Below are 12,461 nucleotides of genomic sequence, written 5' to 3' on the forward strand. Positions count from 1 at the left end.
GCAGGCCACCCCCACCCCCTACCTGCGAGATACGTGGTCGCGACCACCCCAAAACATGTACTAAGCTCTCCCACGGAGGATTCGCCTAGAGGCCTAGGGCGCACGCTTGGAAAGCGTGTTGGGATAAAACCCTCACGAGTTCGAATCTCGTATCCTCCGCCAGGCCAGAGGGCCCGGACCGCTTGCGCGGTCCGGGCCCTCTGGCGTTCCCCGTCTCAGCTTCCGTCTCACTGGGTGTTTCGCTGCTGGATGAGGTAGTTGCTCCCCCTTCAGGGGCCTGCCTGGGGTGTTACCTGTGGCAGCTCAGGGGCTGGTGTGATGGGAGTGGAGTGGGTGCACGAGAGTCCGCCCGGATAGCCCTTTTTCGTCCTGTCTCATCCCAGGACGCCGGGCTGTACCGGTTTTTCCTGCCGGCGGCCGCAGCCTCTGGGCAGGAGCCAAGTTCTGCAGTATGCCGTCATCATGACGGACCGTCGGCCGTATCCGAGTGACCTGTCCGATGCCCGCTGGGCACTTGTCGAGCCCACCCTGACCGCCTGGCGCCAGGCCCGCACCGCGAGAGCCCTCGCGTTCGGCCGACCGCCCGAGCACGACCTGCGCGATCTGCTGGACGCGATCCTCTACGTCGACCGCACCGGCATCCCCTGGCGCTACCTTCCGCACGACTACCCGCTCTGGGAGACCGCCTACGCCTACTTCGCCCGCTGGCAGAAGGACGGCCTGTTCGAGCAGCTCAACGGCTTACTTCGGCGACTGGTCCGCGCCGCGGAGGGCCGAGCCCCGGAGCCGACGGCCTGCATCCTCGACTCGCAGAGCGTGAAGACCTCCACGAACGTCCCCGCCGCGGGCCAGGGCATCGACGCCGCGAAGAAGATCGTGGGAAGGAAACGCGGCATCGTCACCGACACGATCGGGCTGCTGCTTGCGGTCTTGGTCACCGCCGCGAGCGTCCAGGACGGCACCGCCGGACGGCAGTTGCTGACCCGGGTCGCAGCCGAGCACCCCACCGTCCGCAAGGCCTGGGCCGACATGGGCTACAAGAACACCGTCATCGAACACGGCGCCACCCTGGGCATCGACCTCGAGATCGTCCGCCGCGACCCCGCGACCAGGGGATTCGTCGTCCAGCCCCGCCGCTGGGTCGTCGAGCGCACCCTCGGCTGGCTCATGAGCCACCGCCGCCTCACCCGCGACTACGAAGCCCTCCCGGCCCGCTCCGAAGCCATGATTCATATCGCGATGATCAGCCTCATGACCCGCCGACTCACCGGCGAAACCACCCCTACCTGGCGCGGAACATGAGCCTCGGGATCAGGGATGAAACGCCCAATCAGTCGGCCGTTTCCGGCGTCCGTCCAGCAACCGTGGCGGGCTGCCCCCAGAGGAGAGCGCCGATCTTCTCTGCCGTCTCCTCCAGCATCGGGTCCGTCACGTGCTGGTAGCGCTTGGCCATCGAGGCGGACGACCAGCCCATGATGGCCATCACGATCCGCTCCGGGACCTTCAGGAGGAGCAGCACCGTCCCGGCCGTGTGCCGGGCGTCGTGCAGCCGGGCCTCCCTCACTCCTGCGGCCACGAGGATGTCCTTCCACTCGTGGTAGTCGGTGTTCGGGTTGAGCGGCTCCCCCGTGGGCGAGGCGAATACGTAGTCCTTCTCCGCCCAGAGTTGCCGGGCGAGTCCCCTCTCCCGCGCCCGGTCCTCCTTGTGCTTGCGGAATAGCCGCAGCAGTTCGTCCGGGAGCGCGATGAGGCGGCGGCCGACGCGGGACTTGGTGTCCTTGGTCTCGCGGCCGGACCTGGATTCGCTGCTTGCAGCCCGGCCTTGCGTCCGCAGTCGCCGCCGCAGCCGCGCGCGTACTTGGGCCGCAGTCGCCCCCCGGCGCAGGCGGATGACTCCGCGTTCCAGGTCCGCGTCGGCCCACTTCATGCCGAGGGCTTCCCCCTGCCGCAGGCCGAGGGTGAGGGCGATCGCCCATCGGGCCGTGTGCCGGCGGCGGCCGACCTCCAAGAGGATCTTCTGCGTCTCCTCTACCGAGTAGGACTCGATCTCGTCCTCGTCGATCCGGGGTGCCTTGGCGTCCTTGGCGACGTTGATAGCCAGGTGGCGGCGGCGCATCGCCTCACCGAGGGCCACCCGGATGGTGCGGCGAGCTTGGTGAGCGGTGGCGGGCTTGCTGCCGTTGTCTTGAATCTTCTTGTAGAAGCGCTCCAGGTGCTCGGGTTCCAGCTCGTCCGACAGCTTCGGCACCTTCGGCGGGCCGAGCGAGCGCACGGCCTCGCTGCCACCTTCCCGCCAGGCCCGTCGCCAGCGCTTCACCGAGCGCTCGCTCACACGCAGATCCCGCGCGATCACGGATGTCCGCTCGCCCCGGCGAACCGCTCGCTGGCCGTCAACCGGATCCGCTCACGTTGCGCGTGCCGCTCCGCGGCCAGGCCCCTCTCTGCGCATACCGCACACCACCGGCATAGAGCTCGTAACACGATCACTGGCCTTGGGTGTTGAGGCGCCGCCAGCAGATGACCGCGCAGGCGAGTGAGACGAAGGCGTTGTGGAGGTCGAGACGTCGTTCCCAGCGGACGGCGAGGCGCTTGAACTGGTGGAGCTGGGCGAAGGTCTGCTCGACGACGTAGCGGAGCTTGCCGAGACCGATGATGTCCCGAGATCCCTTGCGGGAGATGACTGGCAGGATCCGGCGTTTTCGCAGCTCGCGGCGGTTGGGGTTGCTGTCGTAGCCCTTGTCACCGAGCAGGGCGTCCGGGCGCTTGCGGGGGTGACCGATCCGGCCGGCGACCGGCGGGATGCCGTCGACCAGGGCAAGGGTCTGGGTGACGTCGTTGACGTTGGCGGCGGTGGTGATCACGTGGAACGGGATGCCGCCACCGTCGCTGATCAGGTGGTGTTTGCTGCCGCTCTTGCGGCGGTCGACCAGCGACGGGCCGGTTGCCTCGCCCCTTTCTTCGCGCGCACGTGGGAGGCGTCCACGCAGGCGCGCGTCCAGTCGATCAGTCCGGCCGCGTTCAGCTCGGCCAGGAGTATGTGGTGCAGAGCCTCAAACACCCCGGCCTTCTGCCAGCGGCCGAGCCGGCGCCAGCAGGTCTGCCCGGAGCCGAAGCCCAGCTCCAGCGGCAACTGCTGCCAGGTGATGCCGGTGTACAGCACGAACAGGATGCCCTGAAGGCAGAGCCGGTCGTCCACCGGGCGAGGGCCCGGCGGCCGCTCCGGCCAGGCCGGCAGCAGGGGTTCGATCCGGACCCACAGCTCGTCATCCACGATCCACGGCTTCTTGCTCACGCCATCACGAACGGACGAATCGTCACATCGGTCACGCCCCAACAGCAACGATCGCCAAGATCGTGTTACGAGTTCATAGCGCAGAATCTAAGGAACGTCACCACCCCGAAACGCTCAGTAGTCGTTTCCTCCAACGCCCAGCCCAAAGAACCGCTCGAAGAACTGTGTCAATGTTTCGATCACACGCTTCTTCTTGTCGCTGTGCCCGCCATCGCGGCTGAACCGAGAGACAGGGGGGAGGATCTTAGTAATCTCCGTACCAGTCGTACGGATCTGCCCGTCACGGAACGCGGTCGTGACGAACGCCCGGGTCTGCTCGGGCTTGAGTTTTTGCTCCTCGATGATCGCCGCGAGTTCAGTATCTCGCTTCGCCTCCACGTACGCCTGCCACTGTTCATCGACAGCACCCTGCACAGACAGCGAGTTTACGAAGTCTTCAACAAGGTCGCGCTTGCTCCGCAGGCTCGGGCTAGCGTCGACCGCACGCGAGATCTGGGCACGAATCTCCTTGTCCTCGCCGTCCCCACGCTCGGCCCGCAACTTCTCAACAAGCATCAAGATGTAGTCGACGTTGATCTCGACCTGCTTGACCAGTTCGATCTCGAAGACGACATCCTCGTTGATGCGTTCCTTCTCCGTGGCGGTCTCCGCACGGAACTCGGCATACAAGTTGAGGTAGACACTGCGATAGTCCTGGTGCTGGCGATCTGTCAACAGGTCCTGGCCAACGAAGTCGTCAAACTCGGTCAGGATGTTGTGCAGCCGCAGTACGGCCCCGAAAAGGTTGATAAATTCCTTCTGGGCCTGCTCCCCGGTGATGGGGGTGCCAAGTGGGAAGGTCCGTAGCAGCTCAGTGGCCTTCTCCACGTACTCGCTGTAGTACTCACTGAAGGACGGCACGATGACGATGCCCTTGGCGTCCTTGTTCCCGAACAGCTCGAGCGCCGCGTTCGTCTCCTCCTCAAGGTCACGGAAGACGACGATATTCCCGTGGCGTTTGACGGAGTTGAGGATCCGATTGGTGCGCGAGTATGCCTGGATCAAACCATGCATCTTCAGGTGCTTGTCGACGAACAGCGTGTTGAGCGTGGTCGCGTCGAAGCCGGTGAGGAACATGTTCACCACGATGACCAAGTCGATCTCGCGGTTCTTCATTCGCTGCGACAGGTCCTTGTAATAGTTCTGGAACTTGTCCGCGCTAATGTCGTAGCTGGTGCCGAACATCGCGTTGTAGTCCCGGATCGCATCTTCCAGGAACGTGCGCACGTCTCTGCTCAGGGCGTCGGTGTCAAACGCCTCGTCGTCAAGAATCCCGTCATCGGTGGCCTCGTTCGCGCCGTAGGAGAAAATGATGCCCACCTTCAGCCGCTGATCTGGGGTGATCGCCTCCTGCTGATGCTTGAACTGCAAGTAATAGCGCTGCGCTGCCTCAATTGAGGCGGTGGCGAGCAGCGCGTTGAAGCCGCGGACTCGCTTCTTCTCACGACGTGCCTCTACCTGACGCCTCGTCCGGGTCGATTCCGCAACATTGGCGACAACCGCGTGCTCATAGCTCGTCTGCCGCTTCGTCTTCTGATCGAAGTGCTCCAGGATGTACGTCGTGATCTCGCGGAGTCGGCGCACATCCAACAGAGCGCGCTCCCGATCGATCGCCGGCACCTGCTTATCATCTGGGTTGCCGACCTTGATCGTGTTGATGTAGTCGATTCGGAACGGCAGGACATTCCTGTCCGTGATCGCGTCTATGATCGTGTACGTGTGTAGCTTGTCGCCGAAAGCCTGCTCAGTGGTCTTCAGCAGCGGGTTCCCGCCACTCGAGGAGTTGACCGGGAAGATCGGAGTACCGGTGAAGCCGAACAGGTTGTACCGCTTGAAGGCCCGCGTGATGTCGGTGTGCATGTCGCCGAACTGCGACCGGTGACACTCGTCGAAGATGATCACGGAGTGACCCGCGAACATCTCGTGTCCCCGGTTCGCCTTGATGAAGGTCGACAGCTTCTGGATCGTCGTGATGATGATACTTGCGTTCGGATCCTCCAGCTGCTTCTTCAAGATCGCCGTGGACGCGTTCGAGTTGGCGGCGCCTTTCTCGAAGCGGTCGTACTCGCGCATCGTCTGATAGTCGAGGTCTTTGCGGTCGACGACGAACAAGACTTTCGCGACATCGGGTAGCTTCGATGCCAGCTGCGCAGCCTTGAACGACGTCAGCGTCTTGCCCGACCCGGTCGTATGCCAGACGTATCCGCCCGCCTCGACGGTGCCAAGCGTCCTGCGGTTCGTCGAGCACTCGATCTTCCGCAAGATCCGTTCCGTCGCCACGATCTGGTACGGCCGCATCACTAGCAGGTCACGGTCGGCTGTCAGCACGCAATACTTCGTCAGCACGTTCAACAGCGAGTGCTTAGCGAAGAACGTCTTGACGAACGCGGTCAGCTCCGCGATGGGCTTGTTCTGCGCGTCCGCCCACCACGACGTGAATTCGAACGAGTTGCTTGACTTCTTGCCCTTGCCCGCGCCGGCAGCCTTCCGGTTGTCCTTCAAGTGCTTCGAGCGGTTGCTGTTGGAGTAGTACTTCGTCAGCGTTCCGTTGCTGATCACAAACAACTGCACATACTCGAATAGCCCCGAGCCTGCCCAGAAGCTATCGCGCTGGTACCGGTTGATCTGGTTGAACGCCTCACGGATGTCCACCCCACGGCGCTTGAGCTCGATATGCACCATCGGTAGACCGTTAACCAGCACCGTCACGTCGTACCGGTTCGCGAAGCTCGCACGGCCCTCGCCCCGGTCAACCTCATACTGGTTAATGACCTGCAGCCGATTGTTGTGGATGTTCTTCTTGTCGATGAGAGTGATGTTCTTTGTCGAACCATCGTCACGCTTCAGAATCTGAACATGGTCTTCCTGGACTCGCACCGTCTTCTCGACGATTCCCTCGTTCTGTCCGGAAATCCTGGTAGAGAAGAACGACTCCCACTCGGAATCCGAGAATGACACGTGGTTCAGCGCCTCAAGCTGGATCCGAAGGTTCGCTACCAGCTGCGCCTCGGATGTGATCGGGAGGTACTCATACGCCTGCGCCTCCAGCAGACGGATCATCTCCCGCTCAAGCGCCGCCTCCGATTGGTATGCCGCAGCTCCAGAGGCATCGGGGACGTATTCAGCAACGACAGTGCTTTCAGCCGAGACGGCGATCGGATCGTACCTGCGCGCCTGCGCTTCCCTCATGCCGCAGCCTCCTTGAACGTCAAGAGCCGATCACGGTAGTACTCGTACTGCTTGCGACGAGCACTGAGCTCGGCGGGGAGGCCGATAGCCAGATCATTCGCCAACACGTCGAAAGTATCGAGAAGCGCGACGATACGACGCTGCTCAGCAGTGGAAGGCAACGACACAGGCCAAGACGCCATCGCTGCGATCGGGATCCTGTCCACGGTGGATCCTCGAACTGTCCGTTTTTTGATCTCATCTTGGAATTGCGGGCCGAGATAGAGAAGCGTGAGGAAACGTGGAACCAATTCCCCCTGCTTCGGGCGAAGCAGGCCCATCCGCCGCCCAAGCGCGGCGGGTTCGTTTCGATCCCAAAAAGCAGCTTGTCCAAGTCGCGTCTCATAGGAGAACATCGTGTCGCCAAACTGCGGAGTCACCCTTCGTGTCCAGTCTGGATACTGATCATCCCCTAGGTGAGCTGACTCGGCAAGGTCGAATCGGCCATTCTTAAGCGAGGAGATACTCAAGTACCAGGGGCCATCTGCCGTCTTCTTCGGTGTGGCGTGAGGGCCATCAAATACATCCGCGATGTCGCCAAGCGTCACGGTTTGCCAATCCTCACGGGGCGACAGCAACGCCTTCCAATACCAGGCTCGCTGGGCGTGGCGCGCCTCCAGCTCCGCCTCCAGCTCCGCCTCCAGCCCCGCCTCCAACTGAGTGAACTGGTCCAATACTTTCACGATCTCCCGCTGCACCTCGAGAGGCGGCATGGGTACTCGCACCTTCGCGAGGCGCGCTTTCGATACGTTGAAGCGAGTCACGCCGTTTGCAGTTTTGATGATCTGGCTGCGCATCTGGCTTGATCGGAACAGGTGCTTGGAGAACTCTGGATCTAGCAGGTCTGGATCATTCGGCCTGAATCCAATACAGAAGCTATTTAGATAGAGAGGTTCGTTCACCTTTGCAGTCACTACAGATACCATACCGACTTCGTCAGCAGACTCCGACGAGCCAGTGAAAATAACATCGCCGTGTTTGAGCATCCGTTGCCGTTCGCCGCTTTCGATCTTCACGAAGTCATTAGCCTCGACATCGACTGCAGCGTTACTGAACACGTTCATATAAGACACATAACGGGCGTTGCCATTACTAAAGTCAGCCTTCGACTTGCCCGTCAGTCCACCAAATACCGTACCTGAATCACCAAGCTCCTGGAAAACCACTCCATCCGGGCGGAGCTCCTGAATCATTTCATCGATACGACTCACGAGACGCCTCCTCCTGTGATCTTACTAATATTCTCGACGTTCCAGCCTAGCTCTTCGATCGCTCGGGCGTATTCGTTGTCACGGCTTACTTCGTCAACAACGCCTAGGACCAACTGGAGGCAGGGATTATACTTCCTGAGCGCCTCCTCTTCGCTTGACTCACCGTGGATAATTTCGCTGAGCTCGCGAAATAGCTGATATCCATCACTTGAGAAACGTCGCGGAATGATGCTGCGAACTTGATTCACTTTCTCCAACACCTCGAAAAAGGGGAGATTTCGTCCGTTTTGCCTCTTTGTCTCGATCTTGGCGATGCCGGCCACTTCGAACGTAATGAGCTCAAAGACTTTACGAAGATAGATGATCGATCCGGCACCGAGCTGGTTCTCATATGCGAGCTGTGCTCGCTTGACCAAATCCGAGAACGGACCCTGATGGCTATCGACCCTGTCGGCACGGTCACGAAGGTTTTCGGTGTAGCGCTCGATACAAACTTCTGGTGCAACACTGGAGATATCGCTGTCGCTGCCAATCAGGAACCATATTTCCACGGATGACCGGCACTCAACGCATTGCAGCGTAGCGTCAATACTGATCTGATTGTCACCAAGGCCCAAACATGACAGCTCATCTCCGGACATGAAGGTTCGCTGAGCGTCACAGGCTCGGCAATGGAAATTTCGGAGGACCTTCCCTACTTTGATCCTCTTATGCTTGCCCCACTTCAGTGCGTGTCCGTCAAGAAAGCCATCCACTTGCATGGTTGCCACAACGGGAGCGTCGGAGAGGAGTTTAGACAGGCGCATTGCCCCCTGCTTCCAGCTCGTAAACGATCGCGTCGATCGACGTGCGCAGCGCGGCCTGCCGCGCCACGATGCGGGCGATCTCGGCGTTCAACTCGACGATGTCGACCTCCTTGCGCGTTTCCTCCGACTCCATGTAAGAGGAAACAGCGATGTTGTAGTCGTTCGCCGCGATGTCCTCGATGCTGACGAGCGTGGTGAAGTGATCTTCCGGCTCACGCGTGGTGAACGCATCGAGGATCTTTGCCTGGTGCTCCTCGAGCAGCTTGTTCTTGTTGCCGACACGCTTGAACTCGGCTGAGGCGTCGACGAAAAGCACGTTGCTGGAGTTTTTTGACTTCTTCAGTACAAGAATGCACGTAGCGATCGCAGTCCCGAAAAACAGGTCGGCAGGCAATTGGATGACCGTGTCGACGTAGTTGTTGTCAATCAGGTACTTACGGATCTTCTTTTCCGCCCCTCCACGGTAAAGCACCCCCGGGAACTCGACGATCGCAGCCGTGCCGTCGACGGCGAGCCAGTTGAGCATGTGCATCGTGAAGGCCAGGTCGGCCTTCGACTTCGGTGCCAGTACGCCCGCCGGCGCAAACCGCTCATCGTTGATCAGCAGCGGGTTCGCGTCACCTTCCCACCTAATCGAGTACGGCGGGTTGGAGACGATCGCCTCGAATGGTTCATCGTCCCAGTGTGCTGGGTCGATCAGCGTGTCGCCGTGCGCGAGGTTGAAGTCGGAGTAGTTAACATCGTGTAGGAACATGTTAATCCGAGCAAGGTTGTATGTTGTCAGGTTGATCTCCTGACCGTAGAAACCTTGGCGGATATTCTCCTTGCCAAGCACCTTGCTAAATTTCAGCAAAAGCGAGCCTGACCCGACCGCCGGGTCATAGACCTTGTTAACCTGCTTCTTGCCGACGACTGTGATGCGCGCCAGTAGTTCCGAGACCTCCTGAGGCGTGTAGTACTCGCCACCGGACTTGCCCGCGTTGGCGGCGTACATCTGCATCAGGTATTCGTAGGCATCGCCGAACAGGTCGATCGAGTTATCCTCGAACCGCCCTAGAGGCAGATCACCAATGGCGTCAATCAGCTTCACGAGCTTCTGGTTGCGTTTGGCGACCGTTCCTCCGAGCTTGTTGCTGTTGACGTCAAGGTCGTCAAACAGCCCCTTCAGGCCTTCCTCACTGTCGGTTCCTAGCGCCGAGCCCTCGATGTTCTTGAAGACCCTCGCGAGAGTCTCGTTAAGGTTCTCGTCCCGCGCGGCGTGCTCGCGGACGTTTGCGAACAGTTCCGACGGCAGAATGTAGAAGCCTTTCTCAGCCACCACCTCGTCGCGAGCGAACTCCGCTTGCAGATCGGGAAGCATCTTGTAGTCGAACGACTTATCTCCAGCTTCATGTTCCCCGCGGTTAATGTACGCCGTCAGGTTCTCGGAGACGAAGCGGTAGAAGAGCATGCCCAGCACGTAGCTCTTGAAGTCCCAACCGTCGACGCTGCCGCGCAGGTCGTTCGCAATGCGCCAGATCGTCTTATGCAACTCTGTCCGCTGGCCTTCTTTGGTGGTCGGTGCCATATTGCAGTTGCTCTCCTCCGCGCCACGGCGCGATCACGTTGTCTCGAAGTGTGCAGCTAGAGTACCGGCGGCGGCACAGCCACAGTGGCTGTAGTGCCGATCTAAATGCACTCTGGCGTCGGTGACCCTGCTGGTGACAGAGGTGGTGTCCAGCCTCGTTGTTGCACCGCAGCGTGCGGTTGATCTTGCGCCCGTGATAGCGCGTCCGGCCTGGCTGTGGGCGGTGGCCGACCAGGACGGCGCTTCGCGTGTCGCCGCGGGTGCGCCGGGTTCCACCGTCCCGGTGACTGCGGGCTCGCCGGCCAGGACGAGGAGCTGGAGCCGGCGGCGAGGACGGCAGCAGCCCCACCAGTCCGCTGGGGTCCTTGCTGGCGGCTTCGGCGAGCACCGACTCGATGGTGTTCTGGAAGCACGCCGCCGCAAGGACACCGGCCCCACCGGCCGTCCCAAGCGGCCAGACTCCCACCGGAGAAGGCTGGTGCGAGGCTGGTGGGGCGGGGTCTGGAGGAGTCCCTGCCGGAGAACCACGCGACTAACATCCACTAACATCCACATCCACCGGCGGAGGGCAATCAAGGCCGCCCCTTCCGATGGAGCGCAGCCGGCACGGCACCACCGTATCGACCGAAGGTCGATGGCCCGCTGGTCTCAGTTCTGGTCTCATTCATGCCCGTACGCCGTAGTTCACCCGGCTCAGTGAGGCCCGCTCCGATGCAGGTCAGGACGGGTGTGAACCCTGGCGGACGGGGTTCGTAAGAATTGGAAAGCGTGTTGGGGGCAACCCCTCACGAGTTCGAATCTCGTATCCTCCGCCGGCAGAAGGCCCGGACCGCTCAGCGGTCCGGGCCTTCGTCGTTCCCGGCTTCGGGCACCGTGTCAGAGACACGGGGCAGAATCACGAGGGCAACAGCCGTCCCGAGCCCGGACGAGGCGGACGGGGAGACAGCATGCCGAAGATCCCAAAGGGTCGGCGCGTGGGCCAGGCGGCCGTGAACGCGGTGCGCGCCCTCCTTGAGGACCACGACCACATCGTCCAGGAGATCTCCGGGCAGAACGACTTCGGCGAGGACCTCTACGTCACCTTCGTCGAGGACGAGCACGTGACGAGCGACGTGATCAGGGTGCAGGTCAAGGGTGGGGAGAAGTGGCGCCGGGCCAACGGCTACGCGGTACCCGTCGGCCACCACGGCAGTACCTGGGCGGACGGGAACATCCCCGTCTACTGCGTGGTGTACGACCCGGACAGCAAGCGGCTCTTCTGGGCGAACGCAACACAGCAGCTCCGGCGGTCCGGACCGTTCAACCGCCCGAAGGTCATCGGGGTCAGCCCCAACGCGGTGCTTACCGACTCGACGATGGAGTCGTTCGTCGCTCAAGCCCGTCGCTACGTCGGGCGCTACCGGGGCATGCGGGCCGTTCTCACTCACCTGGGAGAGATGTCCGGGGTCGAATTCGACTCGACGGACCACGTCCTGCACTTCGTCAATGGCGACGACGAGGACCTCATCTTCTGGAGGCACCCCGGCGCCGAAGCCGCCACCCTTCTGCACAGCGCGCTCGACTGGGAGCCGTATCTCGTCAGTCTGGCATCCCTGATGCGCTCCGAGATGCCGCCTCCGAACCTCGGGACGGACGACGAGACCGTGGATCGTCTCTGGCACGACCCCGACCTGTCGACTGCCGAGGAGCTGGAGCTGAGTCGGCCGGAGATCATGTGGGTGGCCTCCTGTTTCATGTCCACCCGGCAGGCGGACGAAGAGTCGGAGGATCTCGACGGCCTGGACGAATGCGACGGGTGCCCGGAGTGCACGGGCGAGGAGCCCGCCGAGCACGGCAAGATCGCGGCGGACGTACTCCACGAGTACGTCATCGACCATGTCCTCGCCCGGATCGAAGCCGAGCCGGACCTCCTTCGCCGCTCTATATCGGCCATGCGCGAGGACGGCCGGATCGACCCGGAGATCGTGGCGGAACTCGGTCCCCTCGAAGCCGATCCACATATCGTCCGGCAGGTGATGAAGCTGAGCCGCGCCACGGTGGAGGACCTCGAACCGGACGCGTTCCGGTTGGCGGTGCTCTACCTGATCCGCCGCGTCTACGTCGGCGGCCCCTCGCTGCCCCTCGACCAGCAGGTCCGAATCGACTGGCGCATTCCCGAGCCCGGGCTGCAAGACTTCGCTGCGGGTTGACGGCCGGCTCCACGGAGAACACACCCGTCCCCGGGCGGGCCCGTCACCTGAGCGAGGAGACGCCCGTTGTAGGGGCGTGAACCCCTACGCCGTGACGCACCCCTTCCCGGCTCACCAGGAGCCGACGAG

At 62.0% G+C, this 12,461-nt stretch carries 8 protein-coding genes, 1 tRNA gene and 1 pseudogene; 3 read left to right on the forward strand and 7 right to left on the reverse strand.

Annotated elements, in window-relative coordinates:
* Positions 1-74 precede the first annotated feature (74 nt).
* Positions 75-162: transfer RNA gene (locus BLU95_RS18510), tRNA-Ser, on the forward strand.
* A 300-nt stretch (positions 163-462) separates the two neighbouring features.
* The gene (locus BLU95_RS18515) at positions 463-1,302 is read left to right on the forward strand and encodes an IS5 family transposase (RefSeq protein ID WP_107452578.1); all 840 of its coding nucleotides are present in this window, start codon (positions 463-465) and stop codon (positions 1,300-1,302) included.
* 28 nt (positions 1,303-1,330) lie between these two features.
* Here BLU95_RS18515 and BLU95_RS18520 read toward each other — a convergent pair whose 3' ends face one another.
* The 7 genes and pseudogenes from BLU95_RS18520 to BLU95_RS18540 all read right to left on the reverse strand — a co-directional run bounded on the left by BLU95_RS18520 (position 1,331) and on the right by BLU95_RS18540 (position 10,143).
* Positions 1,331-2,116 (reverse strand): tyrosine-type recombinase/integrase, encoded by a 786-nt coding sequence (locus tag BLU95_RS18520; RefSeq protein WP_286158653.1) that lies wholly within the window; start codon positions 2,114-2,116, stop codon positions 1,331-1,333.
* A gap of 123 nt (positions 2,117-2,239) precedes the next feature.
* Positions 2,240-2,371: pseudogene (locus BLU95_RS45135) on the reverse strand (helix-turn-helix domain-containing protein); the annotation flags it as partial.
* Positions 2,372-2,483: 112 nt separating this feature from the next.
* A protein-coding gene (locus tag BLU95_RS18525) for an IS5 family transposase (RefSeq protein WP_502689866.1) occupies positions 2,484-3,274 on the reverse strand; the annotation gives its coding sequence in 2 pieces (ribosomal slippage) (positions 2,484-2,959 and positions 2,959-3,274; 792 coding nt in all).
* Positions 3,275-3,406: 132 nt separating this feature from the next.
* Positions 3,407-6,520 (reverse strand): type I restriction endonuclease subunit R, encoded by a 3,114-nt coding sequence (locus BLU95_RS18530; RefSeq protein ID WP_093861009.1) that lies wholly within the window; start codon positions 6,518-6,520, stop codon positions 3,407-3,409.
* The gene (locus BLU95_RS42330; protein ID WP_159424932.1) at positions 6,517-7,770 is read right to left on the reverse strand and encodes a restriction endonuclease subunit S; all 1,254 of its coding nucleotides are present in this window, start codon (positions 7,768-7,770) and stop codon (positions 6,517-6,519) included. Before BLU95_RS42330 ends, BLU95_RS18530 begins: the two co-directional genes overlap by 4 nt.
* Positions 7,767-8,540, reverse strand: coding sequence for a hypothetical protein (locus BLU95_RS42335; RefSeq protein ID WP_159424933.1), 774 nt, complete (start codon positions 8,538-8,540; stop codon positions 7,767-7,769). Before BLU95_RS42335 ends, BLU95_RS42330 begins: the two co-directional genes overlap by 4 nt.
* Positions 8,541-8,562: 22 nt before the next feature.
* Positions 8,563-10,143 (reverse strand): type I restriction-modification system subunit M, encoded by a 1,581-nt coding sequence (locus BLU95_RS18540; RefSeq protein ID WP_093861010.1) that lies wholly within the window; start codon positions 10,141-10,143, stop codon positions 8,563-8,565.
* Positions 10,144-11,090: 947 nt separating this feature from the next.
* Here BLU95_RS18540 and BLU95_RS18545 point away from each other — a divergent pair.
* On the forward strand, positions 11,091-12,332 hold the full coding sequence (locus BLU95_RS18545; protein ID WP_093861011.1) for a DUF4365 domain-containing protein: 1,242 nt from the start codon (positions 11,091-11,093) through the stop codon (positions 12,330-12,332).
* Positions 12,333-12,461: the final 129 nt, after the last annotated feature.

This window comes from Streptomyces sp. TLI_053, from assembly GCF_900105395.1.
In the GTDB taxonomy this organism is placed as follows: domain Bacteria; phylum Actinomycetota; class Actinomycetes; order Streptomycetales; family Streptomycetaceae; genus Kitasatospora.